13 protein-coding genes and 2 pseudogenes are annotated in these 17,380 nt (G+C 36.3%); 4 read left to right on the top strand and 11 right to left on the bottom strand.

Annotated elements, in window-relative coordinates; genetic code table 11:
- Window positions 1–278: 278 nt before the first annotated feature.
- Entirely contained in the window at window positions 279–1,187 is a 909-nt protein-coding gene (locus V179_RS0125780; protein WP_028394014.1) for an EamA family transporter, read from the bottom strand.
- Between the two features lie 279 nt (window positions 1,188–1,466).
- Here V179_RS0125780 and V179_RS0125775 point away from each other — a divergent pair, with 279 nt between their 5' ends.
- Window positions 1,467–2,558: a carbohydrate kinase gene (locus V179_RS0125775; RefSeq protein ID WP_028394013.1), complete on the top strand. Its 1,092-nt coding sequence runs from the start codon at window positions 1,467–1,469 to the stop codon at window positions 2,556–2,558.
- Window positions 2,559–3,475: 917 nt separating this feature from the next.
- Window positions 3,476–3,775, top strand: coding sequence for a hypothetical protein (locus tag V179_RS31875; RefSeq protein ID WP_235179265.1), 300 nt, complete (start codon window positions 3,476–3,478; stop codon window positions 3,773–3,775).
- 938 nt (window positions 3,776–4,713) lie between these two features.
- Here the strand turns inward: V179_RS31875 and V179_RS0125750 are convergent.
- From V179_RS0125750 to V179_RS0125730, 5 genes are all read right to left on the bottom strand, one after another.
- Window positions 4,714–5,322: a recombinase family protein gene (locus tag V179_RS0125750; protein ID WP_028394011.1), complete on the bottom strand. Its 609-nt coding sequence runs from the start codon at window positions 5,320–5,322 to the stop codon at window positions 4,714–4,716.
- An 879-nt stretch (window positions 5,323–6,201) separates the two neighbouring features.
- Window positions 6,202–6,834, bottom strand: a complete 633-nt coding sequence (deoC, locus tag V179_RS0125745; RefSeq protein WP_028394010.1) for a deoxyribose-phosphate aldolase — start codon at window positions 6,832–6,834, stop codon at window positions 6,202–6,204.
- A 29-nt stretch (window positions 6,835–6,863) separates the two neighbouring features.
- Window positions 6,864–8,051, bottom strand: coding sequence for a phosphopentomutase (gene deoB, locus V179_RS0125740; protein ID WP_028394009.1), 1,188 nt, complete (start codon window positions 8,049–8,051; stop codon window positions 6,864–6,866).
- 231 nt (window positions 8,052–8,282) lie between these two features.
- Window positions 8,283–9,215 carry an EamA family transporter gene (locus tag V179_RS0125735; RefSeq protein WP_028394008.1) on the bottom strand — a complete coding sequence of 311 codons (933 nt, stop codon included), beginning with the start codon at window positions 9,213–9,215 and terminating at the stop codon, window positions 8,283–8,285.
- 77 nt (window positions 9,216–9,292) lie between these two features.
- The gene (locus tag V179_RS0125730) at window positions 9,293–10,111 is read right to left on the bottom strand and encodes a purine-nucleoside phosphorylase (RefSeq protein WP_028394007.1); all 819 of its coding nucleotides are present in this window, start codon (window positions 10,109–10,111) and stop codon (window positions 9,293–9,295) included.
- A 337-nt stretch (window positions 10,112–10,448) separates the two neighbouring features.
- Between V179_RS0125730 and V179_RS0125725 the strand changes: the two genes are divergently transcribed.
- Complete coding sequence (locus tag V179_RS0125725; protein WP_028394006.1) at window positions 10,449–11,666, top strand: ROK family transcriptional regulator; 1,218 nt, start codon at window positions 10,449–10,451, stop codon at window positions 11,664–11,666.
- A 278-nt stretch (window positions 11,667–11,944) separates the two neighbouring features.
- Here the strand turns inward: V179_RS0125725 and V179_RS0125720 are convergent, their stop codons facing one another.
- From V179_RS0125720 to V179_RS0125700, 5 genes and pseudogenes are all read right to left on the bottom strand, one after another.
- A complete protein-coding gene (locus V179_RS0125720) occupies window positions 11,945–13,201 on the bottom strand; it encodes a nucleoside permease (protein ID WP_028394005.1) in 1,257 nt (418 codons plus the stop codon).
- 53 nt (window positions 13,202–13,254) lie between these two features.
- Window positions 13,255–14,073: a purine-nucleoside phosphorylase gene (locus tag V179_RS0125715; RefSeq protein ID WP_028394004.1), complete on the bottom strand. Its 819-nt coding sequence runs from the start codon at window positions 14,071–14,073 to the stop codon at window positions 13,255–13,257.
- 846 nt (window positions 14,074–14,919) lie between these two features.
- On the bottom strand, window positions 14,920–15,501 hold the full coding sequence (locus V179_RS0125710; protein ID WP_028394003.1) for a histidine kinase dimerization/phospho-acceptor domain-containing protein: 582 nt from the start codon (window positions 15,499–15,501) through the stop codon (window positions 14,920–14,922).
- A 41-nt stretch (window positions 15,502–15,542) separates the two neighbouring features.
- Window positions 15,543–16,067, bottom strand: a pseudogene (locus V179_RS0125705) (fructose-bisphosphatase class III); the annotation flags it as partial.
- A 166-nt stretch (window positions 16,068–16,233) separates the two neighbouring features.
- On the bottom strand, window positions 16,234–16,815 hold the full coding sequence (locus V179_RS0125700) for a TetR/AcrR family transcriptional regulator (protein WP_028394001.1): 582 nt from the start codon (window positions 16,813–16,815) through the stop codon (window positions 16,234–16,236).
- Between the two features lie 117 nt (window positions 16,816–16,932).
- Here V179_RS0125700 and V179_RS28825 point away from each other — a divergent pair.
- Window positions 16,933–17,380 (top strand): annotated as a pseudogene (locus V179_RS28825) (IS6 family transposase); the annotation flags it as partial.

Below are 17,380 nucleotides of genomic sequence, written 5' to 3'. Positions count from 1 at the left end.
ATCATCTTTTAAATGATATTTTTATTAACAATGACATGGTTTAAAGATGCCAACTTGTCGGTTGAAACATCAAAAAACAATTGTTTTCATAACCAACATGTGTTTAGTATACGCTTACTTTTCAAATTGTCAATCATCTTAAAATAATATTTTTATTAGCAATGACATGATGTTGAAAATGCCAACTTATCAGTGTGGTTTTTATTTCGTATAACGGAAATGCAAACACCTACTAATATGTTTTTTTAAATTCAACACCATGTAAGTTTTACTTAGTACTAATGTTGCTTAACTTTGGTTTTAATTAACAATATATTACTATTAAGCATTGTTGGTAAGGTCATTCCGAGAAGAATGGTTACAATCCCAACTATTTGCAGTGTAGTAACATGTTCACTTAACAAGATGACGGACACCATAACAGCGATTGGCAATTCAATAGCACCCAATATGGATGACATACCTAATCCAACTTTAGGAATTGCAATCGTGAATAAGTATACCGGAATAATCATCCCAAATAACCCTAATGCCAACCCATACATCCAAAGTCCCCCGCTAAACAAAGTGCCATTCCAAATCACTTCCGGTGATTGAAAAACAACGGACATCATCAAAGCAAAGAATGAAACCAATACTAAACGATTAGAGGTATTCATATTTGTTGTGGCCTTCCCGTTAACAAATAAAAATAAGGAATAACAAAGTGCTGCTGCTAACCCCCATAACCATCCTTGAAAAGGTATTTGAGATACATCAACATCTATTAAACCAGCCGCTGGTATCGTCCCAATGACCAAGATTAGTAAAGATATCGTTTCAATTCGACTGGGAAATTGGCGTTTGGTTATACAAGAAATCAACATGCCGATCCATGTAAATTGAAACAACAGTACAACGGCCAAAGAAGCAGGTAAATAGTTCAAAGAACGACCATATAAAATATTAGTCAACCCTGTAAAAACACCAGCAAAGATCAGAATTTTAATCCCATTAAAGCTTAATTTTGTTCGATTTGTAACAATGAAAATAAACACCGCGATACAAAAACCAAAGAAGAATTGACTTGTCACTGCTTCAGAAACTGAAAAACCACTGCGCATGGCTAGTTTTATGATCGTTGAAACGACACCATAACTACTAGCTGCTATAACGACCAACAAAGGGTACAAATACGTTTTCATCATTATATTTCCTCCTACATGTTTATTATCCGCTCAATTATGACTATGATTTTTAGAAAACCTTCAAAAAATCATAGTCTTCAATATAATTCAAAGATAGACGTATTTACAATCTCTTTTTTTTGGTTATTATAGTTTAACCTATCATTTGTCTGTAAAACTTTCTTCAATCTGTGTAAACAGGCAGAAGGTAAAATTATTATTACTCTATTTGCAAATACACATTTACAAACATTTGTTTATATAATAAACTAAAGTTCAATAAGGGGGGGAGGTTGTGCTATGGATAAAGAGAAACAAATTTTACATTACATAAAAATGAATCCTTACATTTCACAGCAAGAATTATCAAGTAAAGTTGGTTTATCACGACCTGCAGTCGCCAATTATATCGCTAACCTGACAAGACGCGGGGAAATCAAGGGACGTGCCTATATTCTCCAAGAAGAATCGTCGATCGTCTGTATCGGAGGGGCAAACACAGACCGGAAAGCACGATCAAATCAGGAGGTGCGTTTATATTCATCTAATCCAGTAAAAATTACTGAAACTTGTGGTGGTGTAGCACGCAACTTTGCCGGGAATTTAAGTCGACTTGGTTGTAGCACTACTCTTATGACTTGCGTAGGGGATGACAAAGAAGGTAATTGGATACTGAATGAAACGAAAAGTCAAGGAGTCGATGTTAGTCAAGTATGGGTGTTACCAACAGAACGAACAGGGACTTTTACCACCTTATTAGATATAAATGGTGAAAGTATTGTCTCTATGGCTGATATGAATATTTATGAAAAAATGACAACATCCATGTTTGAGGAAAAATGGTCCTATATTGTTTCCGCTCAAGCTGTTTTTTTGGATATGAATATCCCTAAGAAATGCCTCGATTATTTAATTAATCGCTGCCGTGATGAAAACATTCCGATGTACATTGATCCGGTATCAACAGCCAAAGCACGAAAACTTCCATTACGTCTTGACGGTGTAGAAATGATTCTACCTAACCGAGAAGAGGCAGAAATACTTGCTGACATAAAAATCGACTCAATCGAGGATTGTCAATTAGCTTGTGAAATAATTAGCCAGCGTGGCGTCAAAAAAATTATTATCACACTTGGTAATCAGGGGGGCTATTATTTTTCTACTGAGGAATCTGGACACTTGCCTCCTTTTAAAACGGATGTTGTTGATGTCACAGGGGCGGGGGAAGCATTTGCTTCATGTGCAATCTATGGAATATTAAACGAAGAATCGCTTTTTAGTGCTTGCCAATTAGGTCTTGCTGGTGCTTCACTTACCCTTCAAACCGAAGAATCAATCTCCTCCTTTTTGAAACCTGAAAAAATTCATGAAATAGTAAAGGATTTTTCGTAATGAATTCACCTTTTCACCGTAGAAATACCTCCTTTTCATTACGTAGAAGGAATTACTTCGTTGAAAAAGCATCTGCCTCTTCCTAAGCGGATGCCCTTTTTTAACTAGTTTCTTCTATAAAAATCTATCAACTTTTCTGGATATGAAAACACTCGTTAAAAACCTCGAATGACTGTAGCCAATCATCATTTAACTCCTATTCAAAGACTTCTCATTCACCATCCACTTTATCTAGTTGCTAATAGTATTGATTTTTCCCTCACAAAATACTAAAAAGGAGAGCTGATCACTGTGATTGCTCTCCTTTTCTTACGTATGAGTACCGTCCGTGGAATACTATGGTGTAACAAAATTTTCTGAAACGTGCCTTGGACAATCCTTAAAATCGGGATTTGGAGTAAAAATATGACCGTTTCTTTAGGTTTGGTGCAAACACCCAACGTGACGAGCGCCCCGCCCTCCTTTCCAAATCTTTCGAATGAGATTTGTGAATTTAATCAATCGAGTAGGAGAGGGGTGACTAACCCCCGACCTCTCACATCATCGTACGTACCATTCGGTATACGGCGGTTCAAATTAAATGTGACGTAAAGTTTGGTATCGTTCAGATAGACTTTTGAGACCCTCTTTTCGCCAAAATTTCACAAACACCACACTAGCATTACAATAATTATTCAATTTTGCTTGAGATTCTTAAATGGCACTTTAATGGAAGAACTGAAACATGATAACGATTTCTTAATTCTTACTTAACTAAGCACCCGTTAGTTGAACAAGAAAAAATGGCTGCCGATAAAACAACCATATCTTGAACCAACATATAGTGAGTAAAACTACTTCAGCTGGGTAGTATATGTTTAGGATGGTGTGCTTTCATCATTAGCATATTCCCCATTAATAAACAAGGAAGTGAATAGATGAATCAGAGTAACGAACGCAATAACTTTGGTGGAAATGTAGAAGAAAGTGGCAACAATCGAGCTGGTAGTAATGCTAATCAAGGTACGAGTGACTTTGGTGAAGCAGCAACAGCAGGAACTCTTAATGGAGCCGTTGCGGGTGCTATGATAGGTGCTCAATTTGGACTAATTGGTACTGTAATAGGCGGTGTTTCAGGCGGTGCTATTGGTAACCAGATTGTAGAGGGGGCTGAAGTCGATGACAAAACAGCTTCCAAAAATCATGATGAGAGCAATAATAACTCTATAAATAAGTAGCAGGCACTTTACAAAAATGTATTTGTGTTAATCTCACCAAAAAAGGATCGTCAAAAAGACTGTCTTTTTTTTCACTAGTCGAGTAGAAGGGAACCTCTCTACCTTGCGGTAGATTGTGTTCCTCCCCCCTCACAGAACCGTGCTTGCGCTATTTACGCACACGGCTCCTCCTAGTCACCATTCACAAAATATAGCTAATCTCTTCCGTTCAGATTTTGCTAATTCTGCTATCCTTAATAGTTTTGTTTCCATTTATTATCCCTACCTCTGCGTGTAGTAAATGTGTCCCTAGTAAGGGTGATAACTTGATAGCAGCCTTTCCTCCATCGGCATTACCCAACTTCATTGGTACTACGCTGCTATCCGACTCCCTACAACGGCATTTGGCTTCCTTGCTTATTATCGCTTGTACACCATACTCTTCTATAAGAAGAAAAGACCGGTAGGAACTCCCGAGTTGCCGTATCATATCAATGTGTGACGTGCCAAGGTCTCTGACTCCAGAGAGGTTTTATCCTTCTTGCCTTTAACGATGGATAAAATATAGCTTTCTGCTGTGCTTAAGGCATCAGCCCTCTCGATTTACTAACATTATGGAGCTCAATCCCTTCAACCATTTGGCTTTCGGCCCGCCACCTAACTGTCTACGCTTAAAGGCTAATGTTACCATTAGCCCTCCAAGACTCGCTACGAGTGAATGGCTAGTTCTTTCTCGACGGGAATCCCACCCGCTATATGATACGACCTAGGCTCGGCCGCACAAGCACCCTTTAGTTGAAGAAGCCATCTATCGCAATTTTAACTTGAACCATTCCTCTTCGGGTATTAACTCGGTAATAATGCCGAGCCACTTCTGGTTCATTAAAAATACACCCGACTCCCCTTTCTCCCGTGGAAAAAGTTACTTTTTTGACGAGTTTCTTCCATTATATAGTGTACTATTGAAAGTCTTCTTCATATTCCTTTACCAGCTTATAAAAAGTTGTCTTTTTAACGCCCAATTTCGCCATGGCTTTTACGGCTGTTATCTCTCCTACTTTCCAAAACTCATAGACTTCTTTAAATTCTTCCGTTATTTGAGCTTTCGGTCGGCCGAAGGGTACACCATTTTTCAATGCCATATCAATTCCTTCACGTTGCCGTTTCCGGATGCGGTCCCGTTCTTCCTCCGCCATCCAGGAAAGAATTTGCAGAACTAAATCCGCAATGAATGTACCTAGACTATCTTTATACTGTGTAGTATCCAACAACGGCATATCCATGACCACGATATCCGCCTGAATATTTTTTGTGATATCATTCCACTCCTGAAGAATCTCTGCTTTGTTCCGGCCAAAGCGATCCAAGGAATGGATATATAGCACGTCTCCTTTTCTCAACATTCGTTTAAGCAACTGATATTGGGTTCGATTGAAATCCTTGCCACTTTGTTTGTCCATAAAAATATCTCGTTCGCCTATCCCCTTTTCTTTCATAGCTTCGAGTTGTCGTCCCTCATTTTGATCCTTGCTGCTAACTCTTATGTATCCAAACTTTCGATCATCCATCTGTATCTACCTCATTTTCATTCCATTTTCTATTATTCTACTAAAAAACGTTCATAAAAGTATATGAAAATGAGTGAACGTTCGTAAATATTTTTAGATGTTTTACGAACGTAAAAAACAGCTGAATTATAGTAAAAATAACCCGTTCGTAAAAGTGTACTTTTATGAACGTTAAAAATATAGGAACTTATAATATCAATTATAAATATAAACCAAATTGATACATAAATTCTTAACTGTACATATTTTGTTAAATTTGAAGGTGGAACTTAATACTCCACTACGTTCATATAAAACAGTAAGGTTACATCATGCCGCCCATAGATTGTAGGGTTTTACATGAGAATATCACACATTCTAACCTTAATTAAACCGCACAATGAAACATTTGTTCCTCACTAGAATATTCACTCAACAATATAAAATCGGCACCTTCTTGGTACCCAGGTGCTTTTCTTCTAAAAAACGGATCGTTAGTAAGAAGCTATTGAGCTTATTATATTATGGTTCCTGCATTAAGAAATCTAAGATTGTTTGGTGTTACTATAAACCATTTTGATAGCTTCTGAACTTGCTAATTTTATTTTTCCAATTATTTTTTTATATGGATTTGCCTATACTAGTATAAAATGGCTCTATTTGTTTAACGTCCCTTCAACCGAACGATGTATGTATACGTGATTTAGGATACTTGGACTTAAAGGATTTACATACTATAGAAGAGTGTAACGCTTATTTTATTTCCATAAAAATAATCAAGTAAACACGAAGTGATTATACCATTTCGTGTTTACTTGATTTAATTACCAACTTTATTTCTAATATTAATATTGTTGGGATATAAACTACTTTATATTAGCTTCACCCACTTGTCTTCATTTAATATACGCCGTTACTTGTACCAATACGAGTTGCTCCTGCTTCTACCATTGCTTTCATAATCTCCGGAGTTCTAACACCGCCAGAAGCTTTAACACCTACATTTTCACCTACATGTTTTCTCATTAAGGCTACACCCTCTACAGTTGCACCACCTGTTGAAAAGCCTGTAGATGTTTTAATAAAATCAGCACCAGAATCACGTACAATGTAACTTACTTTTTCAATCTCTTCTTTTGTTAATAGACAAGTTTCTATAATTACTTTAACAAGCGCTTTACCTTTTGATTCTTCCACAACCGCTTCAATATCTTTTTGGACTACATCGTAATTACCCGCTTTTAATTCACCTATGTTAATTACCATATCAATTTCATTAGCACCATTTGCTATTGCATCTCTTGTTTCAAATACTTTTGTATTAGTAGTATTAGCCCCTAATGGAAATCCGATTACTGTACATACTTTTACATCAGAACCTTTCAATACTTCAGCCGCTAATGGAACCCAATATGGATTAATACATACAGATGCGAAGTCATGATCTAATGCTTCACGTAATGTCTTTTCTACAGCCGTTTTTGTTGTATCAGCTTTTAAAATTGTATGATCAATTATTTTATTGTAATTCATTTAATATTCCTCCTTAATTTAAAAAAGCATTAATTTAACTTTGATAATAAACTGTTCCCAAACTTAGGTAGTACCACGTTGAAATTATCTGCAATAGTTGCTCCAATGTCTGAAAAAGTTTTGCTTACTGGAAGTTCTTTTGGTTCTTTTATTTTCTTACTATATATAAGTAATGGAACATATTCACGTGTATGATCCGTTCCGTGATGAATTGGATCATTTCCGTGATCAGCCGTAATCATTAATAAATCATCATCTTTTAATTCTTTTAGCACTTCTGTAAGTCTAGCGTCGAACTCTTCTAACGCTTTTCCGTAACCAATAGGATCTCTTCGGTGACCAAATAAAGCATCAAAATCTACAAGATTTAAAAAGCTTAAGCCAGTAAAATCTGTATGGATTGTTTCCATAAGCTTATCCATACCATCCATATTAGACACTGTACGGAGAGATTTCGTTACACCTTCTCCATCATAAATATCTGAAATTTTACCAATTGCTAATACATCATAGCCTGAATCTTTTAATTCGTTCATTACCGTTCTTTCGTATGGCTTTAATGCGTAGTCATGACGATTTGCTGTTCTTGTAAAGTTTCCTGGCTCTCCTAAGAATGGACGCGCGATTACTCTACCTAACATATATTCTTCACGCAATGTCATTTCACGTGCAATTTTACAAATCTTATACAGCTCTTCAAGAGAAACAATTTCTTCATGCGCTGCAATTTGGATAACAGAATCAGCAGATGTGTATACAATTAATGCACCTGTTTTCATATGTTCTTCGCCAAGCTCATCTAGAATTCCTGTTCCGCTAGCTGGTTTATTACCGATTACTTTACGACCTGTTTTTTCTTCAAGCTCTTGAATTAACGCATCTGGGAAACCATCTGGGAACACACGGAATGGTGTTTCAACATTAAGACCCATAATCTCCCAGTGTCCTGTCATCGTATCCTTACCATTTGAAGACTCTTGCATTTTTGTATGGTAAGCTAATGGATTTTCTGCCTTTTCTATACCTGGAATTTCTTCGATATTACTCAAACCTAACTTCGCGATATTAGGCATATTCAACCCGTTCATTTCCTCTGCTATGTGCAATAAAGTATGAGCGCCTTCATCCCGGAAATCCTCAGCATCCGAAGCTTCACCAATTCCCACAGAATCCATTACAATTAAAAATATACGTTTAAAATCTAAAGTAGTTTTCATTTTGAAGGACTCCTTTTTTCATGAAAGTAATGTATAGTAGTTTGATACGTACATTCTGTTCTATCTACTTTATAAAAATGATTAACTTCATTATATTTTTTATCTAATGTAAACCTTAACCTTTTTTAGTGGTACGACAACATTTGCCTAATCTATACTTAAAGAGATAAGTTTTTATTTCATAATGGTAAACAAAGAGTTGATTATTTTTTTATATCAAAATAATTGACCTTACCCTGCTTTCATTTTTTTAAACTTAAGAGATCCTATATGAGAGGAACCTTTTCTCCATAATTCCGGAAACGCTATACCAACTAAAATTAGGAGTATACCTACATATTGAGAAGTTCCTACATGTTCTTTTAATACAACTGCAGACATTAAAATTGCTGTAGGAAGCTCCATAGCTCCTAAGATAGATGCTAATCCAGCTCCTATTAGTGGAACTCCTTTGGAAAACATTAAGGTTGAAAAAAATGGGCCAAAAAAAGCTAAGGCAAAGCCAAACTTCAAAGCTAATTCTATTAGTAATTTTCCATTTGTAAAAAACGTGGGTGGTAAGATGAGCGCACAAATTACAAAACCACCCGAAATCATAAGTGCTGTTTTTGTAACAGGGTTTGCTTGCACAGCAACCTTTCCACTAAGAAGAATAAAGATAGTATACGACACAGCTGCTAGGAACCCATATAAAAATCCGAGCCAATGAACGCTGCTTAATCCAGTTGTAAATATATTGGTAGCGCTAAGTGTCCCTATAAATAAGGGAATTAATGAGAGTATTTTTCCCTTCCCCGGAATCTTACGATTTATAAGAGCTTCTATTAAAACTCCCATCCATGTAAATTGAAACAGAAGTACAATTGCTAATGAAGCAGAAATGTATTGGAGGGCAAGATAGTAAAACATTCCTGTTAATCCTGTTGTAGATCCAACAACAGTCAGCAGCAGAATTTCTTTTTTATTCGGCTTTAAGTACTTATGTGTGATTGTACGCTTTTTACTACCCAAAAGCACTCCTCCCCATAACAGTAGTGCCCCTATGAACATCTGTATTCCAACAACATCATTAACTATAAATCCGTCTTTATAAGCTAACTTTACAAAAGTGGACAATACTCCGTAGCTACAGGCTCCTAATATGATGTAAATGATACCTTTCAAAACCTCACCTCATTTTTCTAGTGTAGTTTTAAAAGAAGTAAAGAGAGGTAAAACACCCTTTACTTCTTTTCTCTCTATTACATTTCTTTTAAAATGCCCTTAACTAATTCAACAAATGTTGCTCTAACTCTACCTGCCACTTCAATGACTTCATCATGACTTAATGGCTGATCTAAAATTCCACATGCCATATTTGTTAAGCAGGAAATACCAAGTACTTTCATATTTCCATGAATAGCTACAAGAGCTTCTGGGACTGTTGACATACCTACAGCATCTGCTCCTAATGTACGAATCATGCGAATTTCAGCTGGAGTTTCGTAAGCTGGTCCACTCCACCAAGCATAAACACCTTGTTGTAAGGTAATATTTTGTTTTTCAGCTACCTTAGAAGCAAGATTGCGTAATTCTTTGTTGTAAACTTCAGAGACATCTGGAAAACGTGTGCCCAGTTCTTCGTTATTTGGTCCGATTAATGGGTTGTTTGCTACAAGATTTAAGTGATCTGTGATTAACATTAAATCCCCAGGTTGAAATGAAGTATTGATGGCGCCACATGCGTTTGTAATAATTAATTTTTCAACGCCAAGTGCCTTCATTACACGTACTGGGAAAGTTACTTCATCTAAAGTAAATCCCTCATAATAATGGAAACGACCCTTCATGGCTACTACAGTCTTTCCCTTTAATTCTCCAATTACCAATTCGTTTGCATGGCCAATTGCTTCAGATTTTGCAAAGTGAGGAATCTCACTATAAGGAATTTTGAAAGGGTTTTCGATTTCATCAGCAAGAGTTCCTAAGCCTGAGCCTAAAATCATTCCAATCATAGGACGATAATCTGTCTTACTCATAATGAAATCTCTAGCTTCTAAGATGTCTTGTACTTTGTGCATTACTAATTCCTCCTTGAATGAATATAAACGTATCTAAACTTAATTTGCTAATAGACAAACTGTTAAATCATGCAATACCTTCTGTAAAAATTGATGTTTCTTAACACTTCGTCAATAAAAGTTTAATTGATTTTATAGCTATTGTAAATAGAATAAAATTCATTTTGGTAAAAAGATATCAATAATAATCTTAATTAACATTAAAAACAGTAAAAAAAACAGTTCTTTTTACATATTTAACAAAAAGAATAGTAGACCTAGCTTCTTCTTTTTTAATAAATCGGGTAAAATATTAATATATTGGTGATTTATTAAAATTATGTTTTGGAGGAAATCTATGCTAAGGCAATTTGTTGGCTTAACATCGCCAAAGGCGAAAAGCCTAAAACTTTTATATAGTTTAATTCGTAAGTTAGGACCTGTGAGGATAAATACACTATCTGAACTGACTGGATACAAACATACGACTTGTTCACGTTTACTAGACGAACTTGTACAGGAAGGACTTATATACGATAGTGGAAGTGGAGAATCAAGTGGTGGACGAAAACCCTTGATGTACGTTATCAAGCCTGACACTTATTATTTAATTGGAGTAGAAATTACCAGTTTATACACGACAGTGTTGCTCCTCGATCTAAATTTAGGTATCCTGGGCGTAGAAAAATTAAAGATGGATTCACAATGTACGGGAGAGTACACTTTAAATTTTGTGTCGCGATGCGTCGATGAGCTACTGGCTAAACATAAAATTCAAAGGGAAAAATTTCTTGGAATTGGCATCGGAGTTCTTGATCCAATTGATCAAGAACAAGGAGTTATCATAAATCCTCATGTGTTCCCTGCAGAGGGTTGGAAAAACCTAAACATTGTCAACTATTTAAAACAAAAAAATAATACCCTCGTATGTTTAGATAATGGAACAAATTTGGCAGCGTTAGCTGAATACCGTAATAACTATTGGAAAGAAACGGATAATCTAGTTTTTGTCTCCAGTGATATAGGAATTCGCTGCGGCATTATCCTCCAAGGCAGATTGATTAGTAATAAAAACGAAATAGAAGATGCTTTTGGGCACATTATAGTCGATATACATGGACAACGTTGTTCATGCGGATCATACGGCTGTCTGCAGGCATACAGTAGCCTGCCGGCCATTCGTAACGAAGTAATCCGTCGGATGAAACGTGGTAAAATCTCTCTTCTTCAAGAAAAGGTTAATGATGTGGAAGATATAGATTTTCACCATATTTTAGATGCCCTAGAGAGGGAAGATCCGCTTTGTCTAGAGATAGTGAAGGAAGCAGCTTATTATTTTGGCATCGGCCTTACTAATCTAATTTTCCTTTTACGCCCTGATATAGTAATTTGCGGAGGAACCCTAGTACCAAAACCGCTCTTCTACGAAGTGGCCTCTGAAACAGCAAAAAAGCGAATGAATTATTATCCCAATAGCCGTGTCCAGATTATTAAATCAACTGCAGCATACAATATTGTAGCTCAGGGAGCTGGATGTATGGTGTTAGATTATTTCACTGAAGAGATACTTCCATGAATATTGATAGGGTATTATAAGAGAATTTGTCTCATATTCTTATAACTACAAAAAAAGTACGGCTGAAATATACTATTTTAGCCGTACTTTTTTGGATTATGATAATTTTGCACCAGCGAGTAACAATTTCCTGTTTCGGTGTTTCCGCTTTCAAAATGGAACCGTTTATAAAAAAGATGCATTGTTTTGGAACTTGATATTTTAAGAATTGTTATCATACATAGGTTCACGCCATAAAACGATTCCAGATATCTGAAACAACATGATAAAAACTACTATTAAGCACTTACCTTAACATTCTTCATTTCATTAGGATCATGTTTGTATTTAAAGCTTACCGCAAAAACAATTGCGAGAACGAGCGCATACGCTGCAAAAACTAACCAGATACTCTGCCAATCCTTTATACCGTCTACTGTAAAATAATCCACGACTTTTCCACTTACAATTGCGCCTACATAGGCACCAACTCCGTTAACCATTGTCATGAATAAGCCTTGCGCGCTTGCACGAATTCGAGGGTCTACTTCTTTTTCTACGAAAATCGAGCCAGAAATATTAAAGAAATCAAATGCGCAACCGTACACGATCATTGATAATAGTAATAAGATAAATCCTTCAGAAGATGGATCTCCATAAGCGAAGAATACAAAACGTAATGTCCATGCGATCATACTGATTAACATGACCTTTTTTATTCCATATTTACGCAAGAAAAATGGAATAAGAATGATAAAGAATACTTCTGAAAACTGTGACATTGATAATAAAATAGATGGGTATTTAACAACAAAACTATCCTTGAACTCAGGATTCAACCCAAAGTCATGTAAAAATGGGTTTCCAAATGTATTGGTAATCTGCAGCACAGCTCCTAATAACATCGCAAATAGAAAAAAGATAGCCATTCTCTTTTGTTTAAATAGTACGAAAGCATCTAGCCCTAAAAGACTCACCCATGACTTATCCTTCTTCACCTTTGATGGTGGACAGTCAGGAAGGGTTAATGAATACAGCGCAAGCAAGAGAGAAGCACCAGAAGCAACGTATAATTGGATGCTGCTTAATTCAATTCTTAGAAGGCTAATCGCCCACATTGCGGCAATAAAACCAACTGTTCCAAAAACACGAACAGGCGGGAAGTCTTTTACTGTATCGAGTCCTGCTTTTTCTAAAGAAGCGTAAGAAATTACGTTAGATAAAGACTGGGTTGGCATGTAAACCATTGCATTAAAGAACATTACCCAAAACATGTACGTAGGGTCTGAAGCTTGTGCGGCCAGGAATAAAGCGATCGCTCCAAGAAAATGAAAGATTCCATATAATCTATTTGCTTTTACCCAGCGATCCGCAATAATCCCTGCAATACTTGGCATAAGTAGCGCAGCAAGTCCTTTTGTACTATAAACGAGCCCGACTTGTGCTCCAGTAAAATTCAAAGTATTAATCATATAAGAGCCGAGTGTAACAAGCCAAGCTCCCCAAATGAAATATTGAAGAAAAACCATGATTCTAAGCCGTGATTTTATCGTCATTTCTACTTCCTCCTAAGATGATGTGCAAAAGCACAGCGCAAAAATACATTGTCCTACATTCTTGCAATCGTTTCTTTTACTAATTTGATAAATTTCTCTTTTACCATAGCAGCCACTTCAATGACTTCATCATGACTTAATGGCTGATCTAAAATTCCACATGCCATATTTGTTAAGCAGGAAATACCAAGTACTTTCATATTTCCATGAATAGCTACAAGAGCTTCTGGGACTGTTGACATACCTACAGCATCTGCTCCTAATGTACGAATCATGCGAATTTCAGCTGGAGTTTCGTAAGCTGGTCCACTCCACCAAGCATAAACACCTTGTTGTAAGGTAATGTTTTGTTCTTTCGCAACTTCTAATACGATATTGCGTAATTCTTTGTTGTAAACTTCAGAGACATCTGGAAAACGTGTGCCCAGTTCGTCGTTATTTGGTCCGATTAATGGGTTGTTTGCTACAAGATTTAAGTGATCTGTGATTAACATTAAATCCCCAGGTTGGAATGAAGTGTTGATGGCGCCACATGCATTTGTAATTAGTAATTTTTCAACGCCAAGTGCCTTCATTACACGTACTGGAAAAGTTACTTCATCTAAAGTATATCCCTCATAATAATGGAAGCGTCCTTTCATAGCTACAACTGTCTTTCCCTTTAATTCTCCAATTACCAATTCGTTTGCATGGCCAATTGCTTCAGATTTTGCAAAGTGAGGAATCTCACTATAAGGAATCTTGAAAGGGTTTTCAATTTCATCAGCAAGATTTCCTAATCCTGATCCTAAAATCATACCAATCGCAGGACGATAATCTGTCTTACTCAAAATGAATTCCCTAGCTTCTAAAATATCTTGTAAATTATGCATTACTATAATTCCTCCTTGAATGAAATAAAAAGTGTTACTTAAATTTAATTTGATGATAGACAAAATGTTATGTATGAATACTTTTTGTAAAAATAATATTTCTTAACACTTCGTCAATAGAAGTTTAATAGATTTTATAGCAATTGTAAATAGAATAAAATTCATTTTGATAAAAAGTTATCCAGAATAATAGATGTAAAACGTTTCAATAAACGTATTAAGGGGTATTTTACATAGACTTTTTTCATATATATACAAAAACTATTAACGTTGATTATGGCATAAAAACGATTATAAAGATAAAATATGGGATTATAAAAATATTTGTATATTGAAACAGGATATTCCTATTATTCTTAGCAATACTCTTATTAAAGGATTCATGATTAGTAACTGTTCCTTCGAGGGGTAGCGTCAGGATTATGCGAAATAACAACGGTAAAGAAAGAAACCTTGTCCCGTTATTAAGCGCTTTTCTTAAAAAAGTTCACAAACTTTGCGGAGAATAGCGAAGCATCCCTTGACTGGCCTTATGGAGCAAACGATTACAATTAGGAGAACAAAGAAGGAAAGCATGGTCTGGGCATAAAAAAAGCTAAAGACTAACTAGCTGCAGTTGCAGCTAGTTTAGTCTTTAGCACCGGTTACAAAACCGGTTAGCTTTTTGGGGTTCGATGCCCCCAAAAGCTGTTTACTTGGTTTTAGGTTTTCGGCTCGTGGGGTACGGCCGAAGGTAAACGGAACAGGAACCTACAGAATGTTAGAAAGGGCGATTTTCCCTTTCTTACAGGCTGTAGTGCTGCCGCCCAAAGAAGGTTTTTTATGTAGCTTTGAAATAAGGATTGATTAATTGTCCACCAATCGATCCATCTCAATCCATTTCTCTTCCTCATTTTTCGTTTTGGAAAAAGATAGAAATTCACTGACAATGCCGCTCATCCGCTTGATTTCTTCATAAATATCGCTTGCCAGCATATCGGCCATTTCAGATTTGGGCTGTCCTTCTAACACCTTCTTTAATAACTCAGCAGAGCTGGCCAATACAGCAAGAGGGTTCTTTAGTTCATGGGCGATACCGGTTGTAACCTGTCCGATTAAGGCAAGTCTTTCGCTTTGCTTGACATGTTCCTCCAATAATTTGAGTTGTGAAATATCCTGCAGCACGGTGATAATACCAATACTTTCTCGTCGTTCATTATAAAATTTGGAGGTCACTACTTTGACAATATGCTTCTGTCCTTCTGCATCAATAATATAAGTCTCCTTCTCTTCTCCAGGAAGGTCCGTATGTAAGGTGTGTAAAGATAGGAAATCCTTTTGATCATATTTAAGAGGCAGCACCGATAAATGTTTTCCTTTGAGCTGATGACCTGTAGTTTTTTCAGTCTTTTTTCTCACTTTTCTAACTAGCGGAAATACCAGATTCATACAGACTAGCTGTTCTCTTTTTTAACTCACTTGAGGGGAAATTACTGATGTCCTTTCATATAACGATATTCTCTCAGACTATTTAAAATATAGATTTCCTTTAATAATTCCTCACCAAAGTTCGTTTCTCTAACCTTTTTTCTCTCTAATTCTTTATCCACCAATCTTTTTACTGATAATACATCCGTTCCGTTACATAGAATATCATCTTTTGAATTAAAGTGTTTATGGGCGATCAATTGCATGCCGAAGGAATTGTCTAGTAGAGTGTATCCAGCTATACCTGTTGTTGATTGATAAGCTTTTGAAAAACCTCCATCGATGACAATCATTTTCCCATTTGCCTTAATTGGATTTTCACCATTAATTTCTTTAACTGGTGTATGGCCGTTTATAATATGACCTTGATCAGGACTGAGATCAAATTCAGTTAGAATTTTACGGCAAATGTCCTCATTTTCACGTAAATAGTAGTATGGGTTCTTTCTCTCTCTATGGGTTTCCTTATCCTTAATAAAGTACCTCTCAAAGGTTGTCATTTCTCTTTTTCCAAAGAGTGATGAATATTATCTGTAAACGAAAAGAATTGGGTACCCTCTTAGATACCCAATCCTTTTTGTTTCTTTGTCACATTTCATATTTTTCTAGAAAGTCGGTTAATGCCAAATGAATCACATCAGACTTATTGACCCTCTCAGCCTCACAAAAAACGGTTCTGGTGCAAAAAGACTTTCATTTAGGCTTTAATGCGAGCCAATACATAGGCCAAGAAGCATTTAGTCGCTTCAAGAATCGCACAGGATCACTGTATACAATTTCCACCATTACCGCATCCATTACCCCCATAAATGCGGATGCCGCTAATTTAGGATCAATTTGACTGATTTGATTTTCCAAAGCAGCCTGCTTGAACAATCCAACAAGTTGGTTTTCCCAGCAATCCAAGAATGGATATACATATACTGTCACAACTTCCTCTTGTAAATGTGCGGGAGGAAAAAATAACATTCTAACCAAGAATCTTAAGCGTTCATCTTCTCCATATCGGTCTTTATATTGATAAAGAATCCGATAAAGCTTGCTCTCCAATGGAAGTTTAGCGTTTTCTTCAAAAAAGTGATACATATTCTTGGTTTCCTCATCAAAAACATCCTTTACGATCTGAAGAAAAAGTTCATCTTTCCCACTATAATGGCCATAAATTGAGGGTTTCTTTATCCCCACTGCTTCGGCTATATCAACCAAAGAAGTTCCTTCATAACCCTTTTTAGCAAAAAGATCCATTGCGACTTGTTTTATTTTATCAGCTCTCATTTGATCATCACCCTAACGGTTGGTTTGCCTTTATTGTGTCGAATATAAAACAAAATGTGGTTCTGGTGCAAAAAATCTAGGAAGCTTGGACATACTGATGTTATCAATCTAAAAAGGATGTGTATCCGTATAAAAAAGCCAACAGAATTTAAGTGGAAACATTACGAACCCGAAGTTATCTTACATGTAGTACGCTGGTACCTCCGGTATAGTCTGAGTCTTCGTAATCTCGTAGAGATGATGGAAGAGCGTGGAATATGCATAGCACATACTACGATTATGCGCTGGGTTCATCAATATGGACCAGAACTTGATAAACGCATTCGTCCATATTTAAGGAGAACCAATGACTCCTGGAGGGTGGACGAAATTTACATAAAAGTAAAAGGACAGTGGATGTATTTATATCGTGCAGTAGATTCTGAAGGGAACACGATTGATTTTTACCTAAGCAATACTAGAGATGCGAAATCAGCTAAGCGCTTTTTCAAGAAATCCTTGGCTCCTTCCCATGTGCCTCAAACCTTGCGTCATTACGGTGTATAAAAATCCGGCTTATCCAGTG

This window comes from Bacillus cihuensis (assembly GCF_000504145.1).
In the GTDB taxonomy this organism is placed as follows: Bacteria; Bacillota; Bacilli; order Bacillales; family DSM-1321; genus Peribacillus; species Peribacillus huizhouensis.
The sequence above is the reverse complement of the archived record's forward strand: the minus strand, read 5'-3'. Positions and strand labels throughout refer to the sequence as shown.

What these genes read in the sequence shown, in the direction of transcription:
- V179_RS0125780 (WP_028394014.1), bottom strand. Translation starts at nt 1,187, where the DNA reads ATGATGAAAACGTATTTGTACCCTTTGTTGGTCGTTATAGCAGCTAGT.
- V179_RS0125775 (WP_028394013.1), top strand. Translation starts at nt 1,467, where the DNA reads ATGGATAAAGAGAAACAAATTTTACATTACATAAAAATGAATCCTTAC.
- V179_RS31875 (WP_235179265.1), top strand. Translation starts at nt 3,476, where the DNA reads ATGAATCAGAGTAACGAACGCAATAACTTTGGTGGAAATGTAGAAGAA.
- V179_RS0125750 (WP_028394011.1), bottom strand. Translation starts at nt 5,322, where the DNA reads ATGGATGATCGAAAGTTTGGATACATAAGAGTTAGCAGCAAGGATCAA.
- deoC (WP_028394010.1), bottom strand. Translation starts at nt 6,834, where the DNA reads ATGAATTACAATAAAATAATTGATCATACAATTTTAAAAGCTGATACA.
- deoB (WP_028394009.1), bottom strand. Translation starts at nt 8,051, where the DNA reads ATGAAAACTACTTTAGATTTTAAACGTATATTTTTAATTGTAATGGAT.
- V179_RS0125730 (WP_028394007.1), bottom strand. Translation starts at nt 10,111, where the DNA reads ATGCACAAAGTACAAGACATCTTAGAAGCTAGAGATTTCATTATGAGT.
- V179_RS0125725 (WP_028394006.1), top strand. Translation starts at nt 10,449, where the DNA reads ATGCTAAGGCAATTTGTTGGCTTAACATCGCCAAAGGCGAAAAGCCTA.
- V179_RS0125720 (WP_028394005.1), bottom strand. Translation starts at nt 13,201, where the DNA reads ATGACGATAAAATCACGGCTTAGAATCATGGTTTTTCTTCAATATTTC.
- V179_RS0125715 (WP_028394004.1), bottom strand. Translation starts at nt 14,073, where the DNA reads ATGCATAATTTACAAGATATTTTAGAAGCTAGGGAATTCATTTTGAGT.
- V179_RS0125710 (WP_028394003.1), bottom strand. Translation starts at nt 15,501, where the DNA reads ATGAATCTGGTATTTCCGCTAGTTAGAAAAGTGAGAAAAAAGACTGAA.
- V179_RS0125700 (WP_028394001.1), bottom strand. Translation starts at nt 16,815, where the DNA reads ATGAGAGCTGATAAAATAAAACAAGTCGCAATGGATCTTTTTGCTAAA.